This is a genomic window from Actinoplanes sp. URMC 104 (assembly GCF_051386375.1).
Lineage (GTDB): Bacteria > Actinomycetota > Actinomycetes > Mycobacteriales > Micromonosporaceae > Actinoplanes.
This window is the reverse complement of record NZ_JBPQTO010000004.1, coordinates 323,602-345,651: the sequence shown is the minus strand read 5'-3', so window position 1 is coordinate 345,651 and position 22,050 is coordinate 323,602. Positions and strand designations below refer to the sequence as shown.

Here is a 22,050-nt window from a genome sequence, read left to right as displayed (position 1 = left end):
CGAAGAGCAGAGTGGTTGCTGCCGGCGTCCCTGGAGGTTTGCATGCCGACCGTGCTTGTCGCCGACGATGATGTCGACCACCGGGACCTCATGGCGTTCGGGCTCAAGCGGGCCGGCTACGAGGTCGTGCCGGTGGCGGGCGCCGGGGAGGCGTTGGAGGCGTTGCTGGGCGGGGGGATCGACGCGGCGCTGCTGGATGTGCGCATGCCGGGGATGGACGGCATCGAGCTGTGCCGCCGGCTGCGCGCCGAGCCCGCCACCGAGATCCTGCCGATCATGCTGATCAGCGCGCACGTCGACGACCAGCGGATCCTCGCCGGGCTGCACGCCGGGGCGGACGACTACCTGACCAAGCCGTTCCACCGCACCGAGCTGGGCGCCCGGGTGGGCAACCTGCTGGTGCGCAGGCACGGAGCAAGCCGCCGGGCGGCGCAGGTCGCGAACGCCGCCTTGCTCGCCGCCCGCGGGGCGATCGGACGCACGCCGCACCTCGAGCCGGTACGCCGAAGCGCCTGACCGCTCTGCGGTAATAGGGTTCGCCGCATGGACCTGACGATCGGCGAGCCGCTCCGCTACCGCTCGGCCGCGGGCCGGTGGGTGCTGCTCGCCACCGTGCTGGGCTCGAGCCTCGCCTTCATCGACTCCACGGTCGTCACCATCGCGCTGCCGGAGATCGGCCGGGACCTCGGCTCGGACGCCGCCGGCCTTCAGTGGACCGTCAACGGGTACGCGCTGAGCCTGGCCGCGCTGGTGCTGCTGGGCGGGTCGCTGGGTGACCGCTACGGCCGCAAGCGGATCTTCGTGCTGGGTGTCTCGTGGTTCGCGACTGCCTCGCTGCTGTGCGGGCTGGCGCCGACCGTCGAGCTGCTCGTCGCCGCCCGCATCCTGCAGGGCGTGGGCGGGGCCCTGCTCACCCCGGGCGCGCTCGCGATCCTGGAGGCGTCGTTCGCGCCGGAGGACCGCGGCCGGGCGATCGGCGCTTGGTCGGGGCTGGGCGGCATCGGCGGCGCGCTGGGCCCGTTCCTCGGCGGCTGGCTCGTCGAGATCGGCAGCTGGCGCTACATCTTCCTGATCAACGTGCCGCTCGCCGTCGCGGTCGTGCTCGTCGCCGCGCGGCACGTGCCCGAGTCGCGCAACCCGGCGGCGGCCCGTTCGCTCGACGTCACCGGGGTGCTGCTCGGCGCGGTGGGGCTGGCCGGGCTCACGTACGGCTTCACGGCCTGGCCGGAGCACGGCCCGGGCGACCCGGTCGTGCTCGCCTCGCTCGCGGTGGGCGCCGCGGCCATGGTCGCCTTCGTGCTCGCCGAACGGCGCTCGCCGCACCCGATGCTGCCCGTGCGCATCTTCCGCAACGCGGCGTTCAGCGGCGCCAACCTGGTCACCTTCCTGGTGTACGCGGCGAACGGCGGGGTGTTCTTCCTGTTCGTGGTCAACCTGCAGGTCGTGTCCGGCTTCTCGCCGCTGGCCGCGGGCACGGCGCTGCTGCCGACGACCGCGATGATGCTGCTGCTGTCGTCGCGCGCGGGCGGGCTCTCCCAGCGGATCGGGCCGCGCATCCCGATGACCGTGGGCCCGCTGATCTGCGCCGTGGCGCTGGCCATGATGTCGCGCATCGGCGCGGGCGCCTCGTACTGGGCCGACGTGCTGCCCGCGGTGCTGATCTTCGGGCTGGGCCTGTCGACGTTGGTGGCGCCGCTGACGGCCACGGCTCTCGGCGCGCTGGAGGACGCGTACGCGGGAATCGCGTCGGGGGTGAACAACGCCGTCGCGCGTGCCGCCGGCCTGCTCGCGGTCGCTGTCCTGCCGCTGGCGGCCGGTCTGGGCAGCGGCAGCCTGACCGACGCCGCCCAGCTGCACCCGGTCTATCGCAACACCATGACGATCTGCGCCGGGCTGATGGTCGTGGGCGCCGTGCTGGCCTGGCTGCTCGTCCCGCACCGCCTGCCCGCGCACCCGCCGGCCCGGTCGTTCTGCGACCCGTGCGCCCCGCCGGTCCACGCCGCTAGTAGTGCGCGGTGACCGTGCGGTTCGGCCCGTCCACGGTCATGCGACCGCCGTACGGCAGAATCCACTGCGGCGCGGTGTGTCCGAAATCGATCCCGAACACGGCCATTGCCGAGGGGTTGTAGGCGGCCAGCGCCCGCAGCACCGCCTCCCGCTGGTCGTCGCGATACCTCGCCCGCTCCTCCTGCGCGGGCCGGTGCCCCAGGTTGCTCGCCTTGGCCGTGGCCACCAGCACCGCCGGGAACTGCTCGAGCAGCCCGCGCTCACCGGCGTTGCGCAGCATCCGGAAGACCTCGTCGGCAGGCGGCAGCTCCTCGGAGGTCTCCAGCAGCAGAATCGACCCGGCGTAGCTCGCCGGCGGCAGGATCCACCGCGAGGCGGCCAGGTTCCAGTGCAGGATCTCGAGGTTGCCGCCCCAGGTCGGCCCGCTCACCACCCGGTCGGGCCGGTGCCAGACCCAGCCGGGGCTCGGCACGGTGGGCGCGGGCGAGGTCAGCGACGCCGGGTCCTCCCAGCTCAGCTCCTCGTCGCCGAACCGCTCGACGGGGGTGATCGGCAGGTCGACGGTCTCGAACAGCGCCGCCCGCAGCGACCTGAGGTGCTCGGCGTCGATGCCGCCGCCGCGGGCGAGGTGCACCATCGTCGAGCCGCCGTGGTAGCCGGCCACGCCGTGCATCCACAGCCAGTTGAGCAGGTTGGTGTTGTCGGAGTAGCCGAAGAACGGCTTGGGGTCCGCGCGGAACGGCGCCGGGTCGAGATGCGGCAGCACGGTGATCTCGTCGTCGCCGCCGATGCTCGCGAAGACGGCGCGGATCGCGGGGTCGGCGTACGCGGCCATCAGGTCGGCGGCCCGCTCGGCCGGGGACGAGCCGGGCGTACGGGTGGTCGGGAGCTCCACCGGTTCGAGCCCCAGCTCGGCCCGGATGCGGCGGAGGGCCTGTTCGTGGACCGCCAGGAAGACCCCGGGGCCGGCCCACGAGGGCGACACGACGGCGACGCGATCGCCGGGCTTGACTTTGCGAGGGGCGTCCATGGCCCCATCCAACTCTCAGATCATCCCGGCGCGAAGCGCATAAGCGACCGCGTGGGAGCGGTTGCGCAGCTTGAGCCGGTGGGTGACGCCGTAGATGACGTTCTTGACCGTGCGCTCGGAGTAGCACAGTTTGCCGGCGATCTCGTTGGTGTCGAAGCCGTCGGCCATCAGCCGCAGCACGTCGATCTCGCGCGGGGTCAGGCCGGAGGCGTTCAGCCCGTTGGGGGTGAGCACGTCGCGCTGCATCCGCTCGACGTGCTTGAGCAGCTCGCCGACCAGGTTGGGCGGCAGCACCCCGCCGCCGCACGCCGCGGCCTTCACGCTGTGCGCGAGCCGGTCGGCCGAGACGGCTCCGCGCGGCAGGATCGCGACCACCCGGCACTCCACGGCGGTCAGCAGGTCGCTCTCGTCGATCTCGGAGACCACCAGCACGACCGGGGCGGTGGTCTCGGAGCCGGCGCGGCGCAGGGTGGCCACCACCTCGGTGCTCAGCCGCTCGGCGGCCACCACGAGCACGTCGGCCTCGGCGCGCTGGGCGTTGCGCACCAGCGTGAGGTCGCCGCGGAACTGGAGCAACGCGGCGAGACCGGCGTGGCTGAGCGGGTCCGTCGCCTGCACAGCGACCCGGATCTGTTCCATGGCTGCCTCCCCATCAGGTCAGGGAAGCAGTGTCGGAAACAAGCCTTCACGGAACCTTCACGGATCCTTCATCGGGCCCGTATGTCCGATGAACCAGTTCAGCAGAGCCCCGGCCCCGCGCGGAAGGACGACGGCGCAACAGTGCCCGTCCGTGCGGTTTGTGTTATCCATTGACACCCGGCCCGTCTCCCTTGAAGTTGACTGGTACCGACCCGGGAGGACACGTGGCGAATGTACGCGTCAGCGTGCTCGGGCCGGTGCGTGCCTGGCGGGGCGAGACCGAGCTCGAGCTGGGCCCCGCGCGGCAGCGGGCGGTGTTCGCCGTGCTGGCCGCGCACGCGGGCCGGGTGGTCGGGCGCGACGAGCTGATCACCGCGATCTGGGGTGACTCCCCGCCGGCCACGGCCGTGGGCAGCGTCTACACGTACGTCTCGGGTTTGCGCCGGGTGCTCGAGCCGGCCCACCTGGGCACCGGCTCGGGCGGCTACGTGCTGCGCGCCGACCCGGCCTGCCTCGACTCCGCGCAGTTCCAGCGGCTGCGGGCGGCCGCGGCCGAGCTGCTCGCCGCCGGGGACGCGACCGGGGCCGTCGCCCGGCTCGACGAGGCGCTGGCGCTGTGGCGCGGGGACGCGTACGCCGGGCTGGCCGGGCCCTTTCTCGAGCTCGACCGGCAGCGGCTCGCGGAGCTGCGGCTCGCCGCGGCGGAGCAGCGCGCCCGGCTGCGCCTCGAGGCCGGCGGCGACGACGGGCTGATCGCCGAGCTCACCGCGCTGGTCCGCGACAACCCGCTGCACGAGCCCCTGCACGAGCTGCTGATGCGGGCGCTGCACCAGGCCGGCCGGCACGGCGAGGCGCTCGAGGCCTTCCGCACCGCCCGCCGCACGCTCGTCGCCGAGCTGGGCATCGAGCCGGGCCCGGAGCTGCGCTCGCTGCACCGGCACCTGCTGTCCGGGTCGGCCGACCGCACCGCCCCGCGGCCGGGCGGCGAGCCGTTCCGCACGGTGGTGCCCACGCCGATCGCCAAGGCGCTGCGCGACGGCCTCGGCGCCCGGTCGTGGGTGGGCCGGGTGGCCGAGATTGATCATCTGCGGGGGCTGGTGCGGACGCTCGCGGCGGGCACCGGGGGCGCCGTCTGGATCTCGGGTGAGCCGGGGATCGGCAAGACCGAGCTGCTCACCCACGCGTTCGCCGACGCGGCGCGCTTCGGATGCCGCGTGGCCTGGGGCGCCGCCGACCAGCTCGGCTCGCGCGTGCCGCTGCAGGTGCTCTCCCGGGCGCTGGGGCTCGAGACGGCGTCGCGGCGGCCGCGGAGCCCGGTGGAGGAGCCCGCCGACGACCAGATCGTGGCGGCGGTGCGGTCCGCGTGCAGCACGTCCCCGCTGGTGCTGGTCGTCGACGACATGCAGTGGGCGGACAGCGCGACCGTACGGGTCTGGGAACGCCTGCTCGGGCTGGTCACGAAGCTGCCGCTGCTGCTGGTGGCCGCGGGCCGGCCGGACGCGCACCAGGCCGACCTGCGCCGCAAGGTCCGCGCCCGGCAGCGGATGCCGCTCGACCTGGGGCCGCTCGCCCCGGCCGAGCTGGACCGGATGGTGACCGCGCTGGTCGGCGCGCCGCCGGGCGACAACCTGCGCACGCTGGCCGCCCGGTCCGGCGGCAACCCGCTGTTCGCCCGCGAGCTGGTCGAGGCGCTGCGGCAACGCGACGCGGTCGAGATCAGCGAGGGCCGCGCCGACATCGGGCCCGAGGTGACCGTCGACCCGCCGCAGACGCTGCTCGACGCGGTGCACGCGGCTCTCGACGTGCTCTCGCCCGAGACCCGCGAGGTGCTGCGGCTGGCCGCGCTGCTGGGCTCGGAGTTCTCGGTGAGCGAGGTCGTGGCGGTCACCGGGCGCTCGGCGCTCGACCTGGTCGGCGCGCTCGAGGAGGCGCTGGCCGCGGCCGTGCTCGTCGACAGCGGCACCGACCTGGCCTTCCGGCACCCGTTCCTGCGCCAGGCGCTGGTCGCGAGCGTGCCGCCGGCGTTGCGCGCGGGCCTGCACCGGCACGCGGCCGAGGTGCTGGCCGCCTGCGGGAGCCCGCTGACCCGGGTCGCCGAGCAGCTCAACGCGTCCGCGCCGCACGTGGACGCGTGGGTGCTGAACTGGCTGGTCACCCAGCACACGGCGCTGGTCCGCCGGGCGCCGCAGATCGCGGGCGACCTCATCCGCCGTACGCTCGCCACCGGTCTGCCCTCGGCCGAGGAGCGCGGGATCCTGCTGGTCGCGCTGGTGCGTCTGGAGTTCCGCCAGGGCCGCACGCCGATGAACCAGGCCGAGGAGGCGATGAGCCTCGCGACGGACCCGGGCGCCCGGGCCGAGATGCGCCACCTGCTGGCGACCATGCGGCACCGGCGGGGCGAGACGGCCGAGGCGGAGGCGATGCTGCGCGACGCCGTGGACGACGAGCGGGTGCCGGCGATCTGGCGCTCGCGGCACCGGGTGCTGCTCGCCAACTTCCACCGCGGCGACCTCGAGGACCTCGACGCGGCCGAGCGGCGGGCCCGGGTCGTGCACGACGAGGCGGTGGCGGCGGGCCGCACGTACGAGACGGCGTTCGCCCTGCAGACGATCTGGCTGACCAGCTCGATCCGCCGCGATCACGAGCGCGCGCTGGAGCACGTGGACCGGGCGCTGGAGGTGGTCCGCGGCCGCCCGGAGCTGGCCGCGACGTACTTCGACCTGCTCGACAACCGGATCTTCTCGCTGCAGAACCTGGACCGCCTCGACGAGGCCCAGCAGACGCTGCGCACCGCCGCCGAGTTCGCCGCCGAGCAGCGCCTGCCGGCCGGGCTGCAGGTGGCGACCGCCGTGCAGGACTACTGGCTGGGCCGGTGGGACGAGGCGCTGGCCGAGATCGGCGCGGTCACCGAGGACGGGCCGGGCATCACCTTTCACGGCCGGCGGGAGCCGGGCGCGGTGACCATGCTGCTGCACGGGGTGGCCGCGCTGATCGCCCTGCACCGCGACGCGCCCGACCTGGCCGCGGCCCACCTGGGCGCCGCCGACGCCGTGCCGGCCAGCGAGGCGGAGCGCGAGAACTGCGACTTCCTGCTGGTGGCGCGGGCGCTGGCGGCCGAGCAGCAGGGCCGGCCGGCCGAGGCGCTGGAGACGCTCGGCCCGCTGCTGCAACCGGCGTACGCGCCGATGATGCTGCGCCACCAGTGGCTGCCGGAGGTGCTGCGGCTCGCGCAGCGCAATCACAGTCCCGAGGTCGCCGAACGGGCCGCCGCCATCTGTGCCGCCGAGGCCGCGCGCGAGGTGCGCCCGGCCCGCGCGTACGCGGCCAGCCTGCGCTGCCAGGCGCTTCTGCTCGGCGATCCCGCCCCCGCGCTGGCCGCGGCGGCGCACTACCGCAAGGTCGGCCGGGTGTTCGAGCTGGCCTCGGCGCTCGAGGACGCGGCCGTGCTCAGCGGCGAGCGGCCCGAGGAAGCGCGGCGTCTGTTCGCTTCGATGTCTGCGCGCTGGGACGTCGCGCGCACATCGACATCTGTGTTTTGATCCTGTTCACAGCGTTGCAAGGATCTTGCGTCGCGTGCGTTCCTGCGCGACTGCGCGCCCATGTCTTGACAGAAAAAGTTCGATAGTGCGTGAATGTGTTTCCAGGTGGTTACTCCCCGATGTCACATCCACCGCTAAAGGAGCTCTGTCATGGGCGTTTCTTCCGGCCGTTGGCGGCCGGCGGCCGCGATTCTCGGTGCGGCCCTTCTCTTCACCAGCGCTTGCGCCAAGTCCGAGGACAGCGGCGAGTCGGCCTCGAGCGGCACCCCCGCCTCGGCCGGCGCCCAGGTGGTGCAGTCCGCCGGCACGGACGGCCCGACCTGCACCCTGCAGCAGTACGGCGGCACCAAGGTCGATCTGAAGACCGCGAAGGTCGGCTTCTCCCAGTCGGAGAAGGAGGCGAACCCGTTCCGCATCGCCGAGACCCAGTCCATCAAGGACGAGGCGGCGAAGCTGGGCATCACCAACCTCACGACCACGAACGCCAACTCGCAGTTCAACAAGCAGATCAGCGACGTCGAGCAGATGATCGACTCGGGCGTGCAGCTGCTGGTCATCGCGCCGCTGAACTCCGACGGCTGGGACTCCGTCTTCGCCAAGGCGTCGGCCAAGAAGGTTCCGATCATCACGATCGACCGGAAGATCAACGCCACCCCCTGCAAGGACTACCTGACCTTCATCGGCTCCGACTTCGAGGAGCAGGGCCGCCGGGCCGCCCAGGAGATGGCCAAGGCCATGGGCAACAAGGGCAAGGTCGCGATCCTGCTGGGCTCCCCCGGCAACAACGTGACCACGCTGCGGACCAGCGGTTTCAAGGAGGAGATCGCCAAGGTCGCGCCCGACATCAAGGTGGTCTTCGAACAGACGGGCAACTTCGCCCGCGAGGAAGGGCAGAAAGTCACCGAGCAGCTGCTGCAGTCGACCCCCGACATCAACGGCATCTATGGGGAGAACGACGAGATGGCGCTCGGCGCCGTCACGGCCCTCAAGGGCGCCGGCAAGAAGGCCGGTGACGTGAAGATCGTGTCGATCGACGGCACGAAGGGCGCGGTGCAGGCCATCGTCGACGGCTGGGCGTCGGCGGTCATCGAGTCGAACCCGCGGTTCGGCCCGCTCGCCTTCGAGACGGCGACGAAGTTCTTCGCGGGTGAGCCGGTCGGCCAGGACATCATCATCCAGGACCGGCAGTACGGCGAGGACAACGCCAAGGCGGACCTCGGCAGCGCCTACTGAGGACAGTCCGGCGGCGCCGCGCCCGGCGCGGCGCCGCCGGTCGTATCGATGCCTGTCTATTGCTGACACGTGTGCGTTCACGTCAATATGTGTGCGTCCCCGCACGGCTCACTTCTTCGAAGGAGAGAGAACGTGACTGCACATCCCCGAAGGTTGTCGGCCCTCGTGGTCGCGGCCCTGACCGCCACGGCCGGCACGGTCGTGGCGACAGCCGGACCGGCCGCGGCATTCACCCCCAGGACGCCGCCGCTGACCACCCCCTGGACCGGCCAGGTCAGCACGACGAACCCCCTCCCCGAGTACCCCCGCCCCCAGCTCACCCGCGCCGACTGGCAGAGTCTCAACGGCATCTGGCAGTTCGCGGGAGCGTCCAACCTGAACACTCCGCCGACGGGCCAGAACCTCGGCGAGGAGATCCTCGTGCCGTACCCGGTCGAGAGCGCGCTGTCGGGGATCATGCGGCGGCAGGACTACTCGTACTACCGGCGCACGTTCACCGTCCCTTCCGGATGGTCGGGCCGCAACGTGCAGCTCAACTTCGGCGCGGTCGACTGGCAGTCGAAGGTGTGGGTCAACGGCACGCTGCTGGGCACCCACGAGGGCGGCTACGACAAGTTCTCGTACGACATCACCGGCGCGCTGCGGGCCGGCAGCAACGAGATCATCGTCGGCGTCTGGGACCCCACCGACAGCCAGGACATCCCGGTCGGCAAGCAGCGCCTCAACCGCGGCGGCATCTGGTACACGCCGTACTCCGGCATCTGGCAGACCGTCTGGCTCGAGCCGACCAACCCCGCGCGCATCACCCGCCTCGACACCACGCCCAACGTGGGCGCCGGCGGTCTCGACCTGGTGGTGCAGGCCGCCAACGCGAGCGGCCAGCAGGTCACCGCGCAGGTGCTCTCGGGCGGCACGGTCGTCGGCTCGGCCACCGGCACGGTCGGCTCGTCGTTGCGCATCCCGGTCCCGAACGCCCACCTGTGGACACCCGACGACCCCTTCCTGTACGACCTGCGCGTCACGCTCGCCAGCGGTGACACGGTGGGCGGCTACTTCGGCATGCGCTCGCTCGGCAAGGCGATGCTCGGCGGCGTGCTGCGGCCGACGCTCAACGGCAAGTTCGTCTTCCAGCTGGGCACGCTCGACCAGGGTTATTGGCCGGACGGCATCTCGACCGCGCCCACCGACGCGGCGCTGCGCTTCGACCTGGAGCAGCAGAAGGCGCTCGGCTTCACCATGGTCCGCAAGCACATCAAGGTCGAGAGCGACCGCTGGTTCTACTGGGCCGACCGCCTCGGTCTGATGGTCTGGCAGGACATGCCAGCGCTGGCCAGCGGCCGCGAGCCGTCGGCGGCCGGGCGCACCCGCTTCGAGAAGGAGCTGCGCGAGCTCGTCGACGAGCACAAGGGCATCACCTCGATCGTGCAGTGGGTGCCGTTCAACGAGGGCTGGGGCGAGTACGACGCCGGCCGCATCGCCGACCTGGTGAAGAGCTGGGACCCGACCCGCATGGTCAACCACAACTCCGGCTCCAACTGCTGCGACTCCGACCCCGACCCGGGCAACGGCGACGTCATCGACGACCACGTGTACGTCGGCCCGGGCATCTCGCGGCCGCCGACAGCCACCCGCTTCGCGGTCAACGGCGAGTACGGCGGGCTGGGCCTGCGCTCGCCGGGACACGAGTGGCCGACCGCCGGCAAGTTCGCGTACGAGTGGCTGCCCGACTCCACCGCGCTGACCAACCGCTACGTGCAGGTCACCGGCCGGCTCGTCGATCTGATCAACGGCAACGGGCTGTCCGGCTCCGTCTACACCGAGCCCACCGACGTCGAGGAGGAGCTCAACGGCTTCTTCACGTACGACCGGCAGGTCCGCAAGATGGACTTCGCCCGGGTGCGGGAGGTCAACCTGCGGGTGCTCGGCGCGGCGAGCGGATCCACGCTCCCGGTCAACCGGCTCGCCTCGCTGCGGGTGACCACGCCCGGCTACACCAACCGTTACCTGCGGCACTCGGCCGGCGCCGCGCGCACCGACGTGCTGACGACGGCCAGTTCGACGACCGACCGGCAGGACGCCACCTACTGGGTGCGTCCCGGCCTGTCCAACGCGTCCTGCTACTCGTTCGAGTCGCGCAACTTCCCCGGCCAGTACCTGCGGCACCGCGACTCCCGGGTCTACCGCGAGGCGAACACCGGCGGCTCGTTCGCCGGGGACGCCACGTTCTGCGCCCGCCCCGGCCTCTCCGGCGGCGGCACGTCGCTCGAGTCGGCCAACTTCCCCGGCCGCTACCTGCGCCACCGCGCCGAGCAGGTGTGGGTCGAGGCGAGCACCGGCGGGTCGTTCAACGACGACGCCACCTGGGCCGTCGGCGCGCCGCTGTGGCGCAGCGGCGCCGACCTGACCGCCGGGCAGAACCGGTCGTTCCGGGTCACCACCGCCGGCTTCGACACCCGATACCTGCGGCACCGTGACGGTCTCGCGCGCACCGACGTGACCACCGCGTCGAGCCCGCTCACCGACCGGCAGGACGCCACGTTCACCGTGCGGACCGGCCTGGCCGACACCAGCTGCTACACGTTCGAGTCGGTCAACTACCCGGGCCAGTACCTGCGGCACGCCGGATACCGGCTGCAGAAGGCGGGCAACGACGGCAGCGCGGTGTTCGCCCAGGACGCCACATTTTGCGCCCAGCCCGGCCTGAACGGCGGGACGGGCACCGTTTCACTGGAATCGATCAACTATCCCGGCTACTACTGGCGGCATCACGCGGAGGCCGTCTACATCGCCACCAACGGCGGTGGCAACACGTGGGACAGCGCCGGCAGCTACAACGCCGACGCGACTTGGAACAACGCGACCCCGCTGGGGTAGCGAGGAACCGCCGGGCCGGGTGGCGCCCCTGCCACCCGTCCCGGCACCGAAGGAGAACTGCATGGCGTTGCTCGAAGTCGTCGACGTCTCGAAGATATTTCCGGGCGTGCGCGCCCTCGACGGGGTCACCTTCACGCTCAACCCGGGCGAGGTGCACGCGCTGGTCGGTGAGAACGGCGCCGGCAAGTCCACATTGATCAAGGTGCTGACCGGCGTCTACCGCCCCGACGGCGGCGAGATCCGCTACCAGGACCAGCCGGTGCAGTTCGCCACCCCCATGGACGCCCAGCGCGCCGGCATCTCGACCATCTATCAGGAGGTCAACCTCGTCCCGCTGATGAGCGTGGCGCAGAACCTCTTCCTCGGTCGCGAGCCGCGCAACGCCCTGGGCATGATCGACCGCAAGCGGATGGACCGCGAGGCCCGCAAGATCCTCGCCGACTACGGCGTCACCACGGACGTCCGCCGCCAGCTCGGCACGCTGGCGCTCGGCGCGCAGCAGATGGTCGCGCTGGCCCGGGCCGTCATGATCGACGCCAAGGTCGTCATCATGGACGAGCCCACCTCCTCGCTCGAGCCCCGCGAGGTGCAGACGCTGTTCGGCGTGATCCGCGACCTGCACGCCAAGGGCATCGGCATCATCTACGTCAGCCACCGGATGGACGAGCTGTACGAGATCTGCGACGCGGTCACGATCCTGCGCGACGGCAAGCTGGTGCACACCGGCAAGCTCGCCGACCTGGAACGGATCAAGCTGGTGTCGCTCATGCTCGGCCGCGACATGGCCGAGGTACGCCGGGAGGGCGCGACCGCCTTCTCCGGGTCCGCGACCGGCGACGCCGAGGCCGCGCCCGTGCTGCGCGTGCGCGAGCTGAACAGCCGGCACAAGCTGCACGACGTCAGCTTCGACGTCCGGCCCGGCGAGGTCGTCGGGCTGGGCGGCCTGCTCGGCGCCGGGCGCAGCGAGACCGTCAAGGCGATCGGCGGCGCGTACCACCTCGACAGCGGCGACATCCAGGTGGACGGCAAGCCGCTCAAGAAGCCGACCCCCGAGCGCGCGGTGCGCGCCGGCGTCGCGGTGCAGCCCGAGGACCGCAAGGCCGAGGGGATCGTCCCCGGCCTGTCGGTGCGTGAGAACATCGCGCTGGCCGTGCTGCCCCGCGTGTCCAAGATGGGCCTCGTGTCCGACTCGAGGATCGACGAGATCGTCGACGGCTACATGAAGCGGCTGCGGATCAAGGCGTCGAGCCCCGACCAGGCGGTCGGCGACCTCTCCGGCGGCAACCAGCAGAAGGTGCTGCTGGCCCGGCTGCTCGCGACGAACCCCAAGGTGCTGCTGCTCGACGAGCCGACCCGCGGCATCGACGTCGGCGCCAAGGCCGAGGTGCAGTCGCTGATCGACGAGCTGGCCGCCGAGGGACTCGGCGTCGTGCTGGTCTCGTCGGACGCCGAGGAGCTGGTCGAGGGCTCGGACCGGGTGGTGGTGCTCCGCGACGGCGTCGTGGTCGGCAACCTGACCGGCGCCGAAGTCACCACCGAGGACCTGATGTCCACGATCGCTAAGGACACCCGTGAGCACTGAAACGGTGGCCGCCCGGCCCGCCTTCGACACCGCCCGGCTCAAGGCCTGGCTGCCCAAGTACGGCGTCTACGCCGCCATCGTCCTGCTGGTCCTCTACAACATCTTCTTCACGCCGTACTTCCTGACCTGGAGCAACCTGCGCATCCAGCTGATCCAGGTGGCGCCGATCGTCATCGTGGCGCTCGGCATGGCGCTGGTGATCGGCACCGAGGGCATCGACCTCTCGGTCGGCTCGGTGATGGCGCTGGCCGCCGCCTTCATCCCGCTCTATCTCGGGTACGGGGTGGTCGCCGCGATCCTCGTGTCGCTGATCGCGGGCGTGGTCGTCGGCCTCATCAACGGCGTGCTCGTCGCCCGGGTCGGCCTGCAACCCATCGTCGCGACGCTGGCCCTGTTCGTCGGCGGGCGCGGCCTCGCCGTGGTGATCAGCGAGGGCCAGCTCAAGGACATCCGCGACCCGAACTTCCTCTACCTGGGCTCGGGCGACCTGCTCGGCATCCCCGTGCTGGTCTGGATCGCCGCGCTGCTGGTGCTCGTGGTGGCGTTCGTCGTGCGCCGCACCGTCTTCGGCCGGCGCCTGCTCGCGGTCGGCGGCAACCGCCCGGCGACCGAGCTGGCCGGCCTGCCGGTCAAGCGGGTGCTCATCACCGTCTACGTGGTGTGCTCCGTGCTCGCGTCGATCGCCGGCCTGCTGTCGGTGGCCCGCATCCAGTCCAGCGACGCCTCGGCGGTCGGCCTGCTGATCGAGCTCTCCGCGATCACCGCCGTGGTCGTCGGCGGCACCCCGCTCACCGGCGGCAAGGTGCGCGTGCTGGGCACCGTGGCCGGCGCGATCCTCATGCAGCTGGTGATCGCCACGATGATCAAGCACAACCTTCAGCCGTCCACCACCGAGATGGTCCAGGCCGTGATCATCCTGGTCGCGGTGTACGTGGCCCGAGAGAGGAAGACCCGGTGACCATGGGAGTCGTCTCGGACCCTCCGGCGATCGTCGCCGAGGACGTCCGCAAGGCCGAACGGACCGACCGCATCGTCGGCACCATCCAGCGGCAGGGCGCCCTCGCCGTGCTCGTCGTCGTGGCGCTGATCGCGCTGGCGAGCTTCCCCAACTTCCGCAGCCTCGACAACGCCGCCACGATCCTGATCGCGGCCGCGCCGCCGATGCTCATCGCGCTCGGCATGACGTTCGTCATCATCACCGGCGGCATCGACCTGTCCGTGGGCTCGCTCTACGTGCTCGGCGGCGTGCTGGCCGCGTGGGCTTCGCAGTACGGCATCCTGGCCGCGTTCGCGCTTCCGCTCGCCGTCTGCGGCGCCATCGGCGTGGTCAACGGGCTGCTCATCGCGTACACCCGGATGGCGCCGTTCATCGTGACGCTGGCGGCCCTGCTGGGCGCGCGCGGGCTCATGCGGGCGATCAGCTCCGAGGGCTCGAACACCTACCTGGTCGAGGACGACGCGTTGCGCAAGCTGGGCACCGGCTCGTTCCTCGACATCGGCTACCCGGTGTGGCTGGCCGCCGTGCTCGTCGTCGTCGGCATGCTGGTGCTGGCCCGTACGCGCTTCGGCAGCTCGGTCTACGCCGTGGGCGGCAGCGAGGACGCGGCCAGCCTCATGGGTGTGCCGGTGCGCCGTACGAAGGTCTGGGTCTACGTGCTGTCCGGCCTGCTCGCCGGTCTGGCCGGCGCGATCAACGCGGCCAAGCTCGGCTCCGGCGTCACCGTTCTGGGCACCGGCATGGAGCTCGACGCGATCGCCGCGGTCGTGATCGGCGGGACGCTGCTCACCGGCGGCGCCGGCACGATCGCCGGAACCGTCGCGGGCGTGCTGCTGCTCGGCGTGATCCAGAACATCATCAACCAGGTCGGCAACCTCAACAGCAACTGGCAGCAGGTGATCAGCGGCGCGTTCCTGGCGCTGGTCGTGGTGGCACAGACCTATCTCGTACGGCTCCGCAGGGTCACCTGATTCACCGCAGATCGGCGGTGCCCAGCACCTGACCGTCGTGGTCCTGCACCTCGATCCGGCTGACGTTGCGCAGCTGGATCGAGCTGGCCCCGATCACCTTGGCGTTGCCGCTCGGCGTCGGGCCCCACACCATCGCCTGCTCCACCTGACCGGTGGAGCCCCGCACCTGGCAGTGGAAGGGGCCCGCGCCGCTGAGCTTGCTCACGTCGAGCGCCACCGACACCCCCCACGTCTTGGGGGTGAGCACCGCCTGGCCCGCCATGCCGCTGCCCTGCGCGGGCTCGAACTGGGCGGTCACCAGCTGCGGGCTCGGCAGCACCGTCGGCTCGCGGTCCGTACGGTTGCCGCGCAGAACGCCGACACCGATCGCCACCGCGGTCAGCACCACTGCCGCCGCGGCCAACCAGCGGAAACCTGCCGTACGGCTCTGCCGGGACCGCTCGGCCCGCATGCGGCGCAGCAGCCCGTCGATGTTCTCCTGGCTCGGCCGGTCCGACATGCTGACCTTCTCCGCGGGCGCACCCGGGTCGGCCCGCTCCGCGTCGGGCAGCCGGCGCAGCAACTCGGGCACCGCGGCCAGCCGGTCCAGCTCCTCCCGGCAGCGGTCACAGTCGCGCAGGTGGGCGTCGAGCCGCTCGGTGTCCGCCTCGTCGAGGCCGCCCAGCAGATAGCCGCCGAGCAGGCGGTGCAGTTCGTCGTGGCCGGTGCTCACCGCAGCACCCCCATCTCCTCGAACACGGTGCGCAGCGCCCGCACCGCGTAGTACGCCCGGGACTTGACGGTCCCCTCCGGCACCGAGAGCCGGCGCGCGGCGTCGGCGACGCTCTGCCCCTCGTAGTACATGGCCTGCACCACGGCGCGGTGGTCGGCGGAGAGCCGCTCCAGCGCCTCGGCCACCAGCCAGCCCTCCACCATCTGGTCGACGTTGTCGGCCGAAGGCATCGCGTTCATCGCGGCGTCGTCGGCGACCAGGTGGGGCCGGCGCTGCTCGGCCCGCCAGGAGTTGGTGACGACGTTGCGGGCGATCGTCAGCAGGTAGGACCGGATGCGGCCGGGATCGGTGTCGAGGTGGTCGATGTGCTTCCAGGCCCGCAGCAACGTCTCCTGCACGAGATCCTCGGCGCGGTGCCGGTCGTGCACGTACCGCAGGACGAAGCTGAGCAGGACCGCGTAGTGCTCGGTGTAGAGCGCGGTCATCAGCTCCTCGTCGGGGCTCACCCGTCGCTTCATCCGCCCGCCTTCTCGACCTCCGGTCTCGCCACCACGTTGTACACCGCGGCGGTGAACTCGGTTCGACGGGCGCGCCGATCTCTTCGCCGGAAGCCGAAACGGACGATGCCCGGTCCCCCTCGCCGGGGCCGGGCATCGCGTCACATGCCGAGCGTCACTGGTCGCACTTGCCGCTGCCCGGTCCGCCGTACCGGAAGGATCGCGTCGTGTTCGGGATCATGGCGGGCTGATAGTCAGCCTTCTCCGGGGTGGCGCGGACGAACAGGTCGGCAGCCGGGCCGTCGACGAACGCGACGCTCGAGAACCGCGCCGCGGTCTCCTTGTTAGGGGCGGTGCCGTTGCCCATGTCCGTGCACGTCAGGGTGGTGCTCGGCGTGGCGACCTCGCCGAAGACCTGCACGTAGCCGGAGCGGTTGAAGCTGATGCCCTCCTTGTTCCACAGCTTCTCGGGGAAGTAGCCGATCCACTGGGTGTCGTAGGCGATCCACCAGCCGTCGTTGTAGTACTGGATGCCGAACCGCTTGGTCACGCCGTACGTGAGCGTCGCGCCCGGGTTGATGCTGTCGGCGGCCTGCACCCAGCCGCAGCCGTTGTAGCAGCCCGGCTCGTCGTTGACCCAGTGGAAGACGAACAGGTGCGGGTCGTCGTCGCCGTTGACCACCCGGTCGACCGTCCAGCCCACCTCGACGATCTGCTTGCCGTCGGCCGACTGCAGCGCGATCTCGCCCAGCGTGTGGTAGTCGGTCTTGGCCAGCTCGGGCTTGGCGATCGTCATGTTGGCGTAGACGCCGGCGTTGTCGGCGTACTGCGTGCCGCGGTTGTAGATGTAGTTGACGTCCGACTCGGGCTCGGCCGCCTTCGCGCTTGCGGGCTTCGGAGGCACGACGTCGGTCGGCTCGCGACGCAGCACGCCCGACTTGCTGCTGCGGCCCTTGGGACCGTACTTGGGACGCGGGACCAACGAGCTGTTCTTGTCGGCGAGGGCCGCGGAAAGACCCTGCGCCCGCAGCGTCGAACTGCTGGCGCCGTTGGTGCCCCTCTTGATCCGCTTCGGCTTCTCACCCCACGGCAGCACCGGCGGCGGAGTGATGTCGGTTGCCGCGGCGGCAGCAGGAGCCTCGTCGGTGGCTGAGCCGGCATCCGACGTCGTCGCGCTCGCCTCTGCTGGGCTCGCGATCTGTTCGGCGCCCGCGTTCATCGTGGAGGTGACGCCAATGGCGCCGACCACGGCAATCGCAAGGCCGGCGGCAAGGAGCCCGCGGCGTGACTTCAACACGTGTCCGTCCTCGTTGATCGGGGGGAGTCGGAGGGGCGGCGAGGGGTGCCTCCGACACCGGTTCTCGGCGGCGGAGTCACCATATAGCTTTCTCGATTCTCCGACCCCTGCTCAGCGCGATTTCCGCCTTAACGGCTGAGGCGGTGAGCCGATCCGGTGAGCCATCGGCGCATTTCCCTGACTGAGCGTGTCGAGTCGACTGCGGACGGCGCACTCGAAGTTTCTTCGGAAAGAGGCTAACCGGCACGAGCCTCTTTCAGATACGCCCCGCGGAGCGTTGTTGATCTCGGTGCGAAGCCCCTGCTGACCGCTCCCGCGACGCCGCGCCGGCCAAGAGATCCGGAATGCAGTGACGGTGCTGAATTGGTGTCACCCGCGGCTCGTGCCCGCATGCCGTGCAATGCCGCAACCCGTGTCCGGATTTATCCCCATCGGCGAATGCTGATCATGCTTGGAGTGTCCGCTATCCCGGAAATGGCGCTTGATCATTGTGGACCGTCCGGACAGCGGCCTCTCCCCCCGGCCGGCGCCGACCGTGGCCTCTATCGCCGCCGCGCGCCCGGCCCGGGTCCGATCGCCCCGCCTCGCCGCGTTGGATCCAGGCGCGCCGCCCGCTTACGCCTGCGATCCGAGTGCCCCGCGCACGCCTGCGATCCGAGCGCCTCGCCCCGGCCCACGCCTGACACCCGAGCACACCGCGCCGCCCGCACCTGGCATCGGAACACCCCGCCCTGCGCGCGCCTGGCATCCGAGCACCCCGCCCCGACCGCGCCTGGCACCTGAGGACCTCCACACCGCCACCGCCGAATTCCGATCGCCGCCGCCTTTCCAGCCGGCGCCGGGTCCTGTCGTGGCTACCGGCGCCTCGCCCGGTGCCCGAGCTTCGACTCCCGCCACTGTGGTGCCTCGACGGGCAAACTTCGCCGACTGAGCCCCGAATGCAGGCTCCTCAACTCGCAGCACGACAGATGTGACCACCGACTGGCGCCGCCGGCGACGTCCCAGGCGGCATGGCCGAACACCAGTGCGACAACTCGGGTTGGTGTGGGTGATTGGTTCGCGAGAACGGGGCCCCAGATGTTGCTCACCTCAGCGCCACCTCGCTAATCACTCCGCGGGATGCTTGCGAGAACGAGTCCTACTTGTTGATCATGGTTTAGGTTCGGCCAACCGGATCGAGTCGCTCTGTAGACGTTGCCGTGAGGCCGACGGCTGGTGAATGGCGATGCGTCAGGAAGCGTCGTCGTGGGCGAGCGAGGAGGACAGGTCGCGGTAGGCATCGGCCTGCTTGATCAGGGTCTGGGCCTTGTCCTCAAAGGCGGCGACCGCGTCCGCGCCGGCGGCCCAGCGCAGCGGCGGCTCGTCGGAGCCGACGAACTGGACCAATGCAGTGGCGAGTTTGGCGGGGTCGCCGCCCTGCTGACCGTTCATAGCGTTCCATGCGGTGACGGTCTGCTTGGTGCGTTCGATGTAGTCGTCGATGCTCGGCTGCGCGTAGCTGGTCGACTCGGGCGTGAGCAGGTCGGTGCGGAAGAAGCCGGGCTCGACGAGCATGGTGCGGATGCCGTACGGCGCCACCTCGGGGGTCAGTGACTCCATCCACCCTTCGAGGGCGAACTTCGACGCCGCGTACGCCGAGGTGAACTCCCCGCCGACGATGCCGGCGGTCGATGAGATGGTCACGACCAGCCCGGACCTTTGGGCGCGCATCACGGGCAGCACCGCGCGGGTGACGTTCAGCGGGCCGAACAGGTTCGTCTCGATCTGGGCCCGGAAGTTCTCAGCGGTGATCTCTTCGAAGAACCCAGCGATGAAGTTGCCGGCATTGTTGACCAGCACATCGATGCGACCGAACCGGTCCACGGCTGCCTGCACCGCGGCCTGCGCACTCGCGGGGTCGGTCACGTCGAGCCGCACCGTCAGCAGGTCATCTGCGGCGCCTACCGCCTGCTCAACCGTTTCCGGGTTCCGGCCGGTCGCGACCACCGCGTAGCCGGCGGCCAGTGCCGCCTGCGCGATGTCCACGCCCATGCCACGCCCGGCGCCGGTGATCAGCAGAACCTTCTTCTCAGTCACGTCATTCTCCGTCGTGTCGAGGCACCGCTGTCCGGTGCCGATTACCAGAGAACCGCTGTTCACGGGCGCGAGGAAGTTGCTGCCAGAAGGTGTACTGACAGCCCACCCTTCACACCGCCGATCCGTTCTAGCCTGGGAAGCGTGGACAACCGTGACGAGGTGAAAGCCTTCCTCAGCTCCCGCCGCGCCAAGATCACCCCTGAGCAGGCAGGCCTGACGAGCTACAGCCGCAACCGGCGGGTCCCGGGGCTGCGCCGTAGTGAGGTCGCCGACCTGGCCGGCGTCAGCGTCGAGTACTACGCCCAGCTCGAACGCGGCAACCTCGCCGGCGCCTCCGACAGCGTCCTGGACGCCCTCGCCCGGGCCCTGCAACTCGACGAGGCCGAACAGGCGCACTTGGCCGACCTGGCCCGCGCCGCCGGCCCCGCCGCCCGCACCCGCCGTAAACCTCCGGCACAACAGGTCCGACCGAGCGTGGCGCGTTTACTGGAACTGATGACCGAGGTCCCGGCGTTCGTCAACAACGGCCGCGGTGACGTCCTCGCCGCCAACCCTCTGGCCGAGGCGCTGTTGGCGCCGATGTTCGACGCCGCCGCCCGGCCCGCCAACCACGCCCGCTTCGCCTTCCTTGACCCCCGCGCCCGCGACTTTTGGATCGACTGGAACCGGATCGCCTCCGACATCGTGGCCATGCTGCGCACCGAAGCCGGCCGCGACCCCTATGACAAAGGCTTGACCGATCTTGTCGGCGAGCTCAGTACCCGCAGCGAAGACTTCCGCACCCGCTGGGCAGCCCACGACGTGCGCCAGCACCGCACCGGGATCAAACAGTTCCGCCACCCTGTCGTCGGCCACCTGAACCTCAGCTACGAAACCATGCCCCTGCCCGCCGACCCCGGCCAAACCCTCACCGCCTTCACCGCCCCGGCCGGCTCCGCCGACGACGATGCTCTGCGACTGCTGGCCAGCTGGGCAGCCACCCGCCAAGCCAAGGCACCAGCGACGACTGCCGAAAGTAGGCCCCACCGATAAGCCAGCCGTCAGCCTCCGCCCCGACACAGGACTGAGACGGTCTGCGCCTGCTTGTCGTTTTCCATCGAGGTTCGTCCCTGACCGCTGGCCGGACTTTCGTTGGTCAATTCGCGGCTCACCACGGCGTTCAATCGGATCTTGCAGTTACCGGGTACCTCGGTGCACTCGGTGGCGTTCACCGACCGGGGAATCGTGATCGGACTGCGCCGCCGACGGCGCCGACTGGTCTGCCCCTGCTCGCGGGCAACCAAAGCGCGCTACGACACCTCCCGACGTCGCTGGCGCCATCTCGACTTCGGCGCCTGCCAGGTCTGGCTGGAAGCCGACATTCACCGCCTGGACTGCCGGTCATGCGGCCGGGTCCGCACCGAGCAGGTGCCGTGGGCCCGGCCCGGCGCCCGGCACACCACTGACTTCGAGAACGTGGTCGCGTGGCTGGCGCAACGCACCGACAAGACCAGCATCGCCCGACTCCTGCGCTGCTCCTGGGAAGCCGTTGACGCGATCGTCTGCCGAGTTGTGGCCGACCACGTCGACGACACCCGTTTGAACAACCTCTACCGGATCGGCGTGGACGAAATCTCCTACAAACGCGGACGCAAGTTCCTCACGATCGTCGCCGACCACGACAGCGGCAACGTCGTCTGGGTCGGCAAACAACGTTCGAAGTCCGCGTTCGAAGAGTTCTTCACCGCGCTCGGCCCAGACCGCGCCGCCGACATCGAAGCGATCAGCCTGGACGGCAGCAGCGTCTACCAGCCGGTCGCCCGCGAGCAGATCCCGAACGCCACTGTCTGCTCGACCCGTTCCACGTCATCAAGTGGACCAACGAAGTCGTCGAGTCCGTCTACCGCGCTGAAGCGCCGCACATCCCCGCCGTCGCCGGCATGCCAAGCCGCCGTGACTGGCGCCGCACCCGGTTCATCGTCCGGGCCGGCCAAGAACGTCTCGACGATCAACAACACCGGATCCTCGGGCTCCTACGCCGACACCGCTACCGCCTCTGGCGCACCTGGGAACTGAAAGAACAACTACGCGATCTCTACCGAACCGTTGACCCCGCCGATGCCCGGTCATACCTAAAACGGTGGTGCACCGCCGCGAAACGCAGCCGCATCCCCGCGTTCGCCAACCTCGTACGCCGCATCCAGAAGCACTTCGACGCCATCATCGCCGCCGTCGAACTAGGCCTGTCCAACTCACGGCTCGAAGGCATCAACGCCAAGATCCGGCTCATCCAACGCCGCGGCTTCGGTTACCGCAACCTCGACGCGCTCAGCGCCATGATCTACCTCTGTCTCGGCGGCGTGACAATCACGCTACCCACGGAAACCTGAGGAGTCGCACACCAGTTCAGCGCGCAGCACACCGGCCGCTAACTTCGCTGCGACCACCCGAGTCGCGTGACGGGGAGTCGGTCGTACCGCTCTGGCGTGAGCACTTCTCGTGCGTGTTGAGCAACCCACGTCGCTCGAGGGCGAACCGGCGAAGGCGGCGCGACGCCACCTTCAGCACCACTTCCGCGACCCCGGAGAAAGTCGACCGAACGCTCCACCTGATCGAG

15 protein-coding genes and 1 pseudogene are annotated in these 22,050 nt (G+C 70.7%); 10 read left to right on the top strand and 6 right to left on the bottom strand.

The genetic code is table 11. From position 1 onward, the window contains the following. Positions 1-42: 42 nt before the first annotated feature. Complete coding sequence (locus ACSNN8_RS15375) at positions 43-516, top strand: response regulator transcription factor (RefSeq protein WP_436649863.1); 474 nt, start codon at positions 43-45, stop codon at positions 514-516. Positions 517-543: 27 nt separating this feature from the next. Next, complete coding sequence (locus tag ACSNN8_RS15370; protein WP_436649862.1) at positions 544-2,019, top strand: DHA2 family efflux MFS transporter permease subunit; 1,476 nt, start codon at positions 544-546, stop codon at positions 2,017-2,019. Here the strand turns inward: ACSNN8_RS15370 and ACSNN8_RS15365 are convergent. Next, the gene (locus ACSNN8_RS15365) at positions 2,003-3,037 is read right to left on the bottom strand and encodes a S66 family peptidase (RefSeq protein WP_436649861.1); all 1,035 of its coding nucleotides are present in this window, start codon (positions 3,035-3,037) and stop codon (positions 2,003-2,005) included. The two genes, ACSNN8_RS15370 and ACSNN8_RS15365, sit on opposite strands and share 17 nt — an antisense overlap. 15 nt (positions 3,038-3,052) lie before the next feature. Then, positions 3,053-3,676, bottom strand: a complete 624-nt coding sequence (locus ACSNN8_RS15360) for a LuxR C-terminal-related transcriptional regulator (RefSeq protein WP_436649860.1) — start codon at positions 3,674-3,676, stop codon at positions 3,053-3,055. A 224-nt stretch (positions 3,677-3,900) separates the two neighbouring features. Here ACSNN8_RS15360 and ACSNN8_RS15355 point away from each other — a divergent pair, with 224 nt between their 5' ends. From ACSNN8_RS15355 to ACSNN8_RS15330, 6 genes are all read left to right on the top strand, one after another. Further along, complete coding sequence (locus tag ACSNN8_RS15355; protein WP_436649859.1) at positions 3,901-7,215, top strand: BTAD domain-containing putative transcriptional regulator; 3,315 nt, start codon at positions 3,901-3,903, stop codon at positions 7,213-7,215. 150 nt (positions 7,216-7,365) lie between these two features. Then, entirely contained in the window at positions 7,366-8,448 is a 1,083-nt protein-coding gene (locus ACSNN8_RS15350) for an ABC transporter substrate-binding protein (RefSeq protein ID WP_436649858.1), read from the top strand. A gap of 132 nt (positions 8,449-8,580) precedes the next feature. Continuing rightward, the gene (locus tag ACSNN8_RS15345; protein WP_436649857.1) at positions 8,581-11,322 is read left to right on the top strand and encodes an AbfB domain-containing protein; all 2,742 of its coding nucleotides are present in this window, start codon (positions 8,581-8,583) and stop codon (positions 11,320-11,322) included. 61 nt (positions 11,323-11,383) lie between these two features. Next, positions 11,384-12,904, top strand: a complete 1,521-nt coding sequence (locus tag ACSNN8_RS15340; protein ID WP_436649856.1) for a sugar ABC transporter ATP-binding protein — start codon at positions 11,384-11,386, stop codon at positions 12,902-12,904. Further along, positions 12,894-13,862 (top strand): ABC transporter permease, encoded by a 969-nt coding sequence (locus ACSNN8_RS15335; protein ID WP_436649855.1) that lies wholly within the window; start codon positions 12,894-12,896, stop codon positions 13,860-13,862. Before ACSNN8_RS15340 ends, ACSNN8_RS15335 begins: the two co-directional genes overlap by 11 nt. A gap of 2 nt (positions 13,863-13,864) precedes the next feature. Continuing rightward, positions 13,865-14,872, top strand: a complete 1,008-nt coding sequence (locus tag ACSNN8_RS15330; RefSeq protein WP_436650731.1) for an ABC transporter permease — start codon at positions 13,865-13,867, stop codon at positions 14,870-14,872. A 1-nt stretch (position 14,873) separates the two neighbouring features. On the opposite strand, the gene ACSNN8_RS15325 is transcribed toward ACSNN8_RS15330, so the two are convergent. From ACSNN8_RS15325 to ACSNN8_RS15310, 4 genes are all read right to left on the bottom strand, one after another. Next, positions 14,874-15,584 carry an anti-sigma factor family protein gene (locus ACSNN8_RS15325; RefSeq protein WP_436649854.1) on the bottom strand — a complete coding sequence of 237 codons (711 nt, stop codon included), beginning with the start codon at positions 15,582-15,584 and terminating at the stop codon, positions 14,874-14,876. Further along, positions 15,581-16,102 (bottom strand): sigma-70 family RNA polymerase sigma factor, encoded by a 522-nt coding sequence (locus ACSNN8_RS15320; RefSeq protein ID WP_436649853.1) that lies wholly within the window; start codon positions 16,100-16,102, stop codon positions 15,581-15,583. Before ACSNN8_RS15320 ends, ACSNN8_RS15325 begins: the two co-directional genes overlap by 4 nt. Positions 16,103-16,256: 154 nt before the next feature. Beyond that, the gene (locus ACSNN8_RS15315) at positions 16,257-17,378 is read right to left on the bottom strand and encodes a neprosin family prolyl endopeptidase (protein ID WP_436649852.1); all 1,122 of its coding nucleotides are present in this window, start codon (positions 17,376-17,378) and stop codon (positions 16,257-16,259) included. 1,230 nt (positions 17,379-18,608) lie between these two features. Beyond that, entirely contained in the window at positions 18,609-19,517 is a 909-nt protein-coding gene (locus tag ACSNN8_RS15310; RefSeq protein WP_436649851.1) for an SDR family oxidoreductase, read from the bottom strand. Between the two features lie 78 nt (positions 19,518-19,595). Here ACSNN8_RS15310 and ACSNN8_RS15305 point away from each other — a divergent pair, with 78 nt between their 5' ends. Together ACSNN8_RS15305 and ACSNN8_RS15300 are read left to right on the top strand one after the other, a co-directional pair. Then, a complete protein-coding gene (locus ACSNN8_RS15305; protein ID WP_436649850.1) occupies positions 19,596-20,486 on the top strand; it encodes a helix-turn-helix domain-containing protein in 891 nt (296 codons plus the stop codon). 159 nt (positions 20,487-20,645) lie between these two features. Then, positions 20,646-21,823 (top strand): annotated as a pseudogene (locus tag ACSNN8_RS15300) (ISL3 family transposase). Positions 21,824-22,050 lie beyond the last annotated feature (227 nt).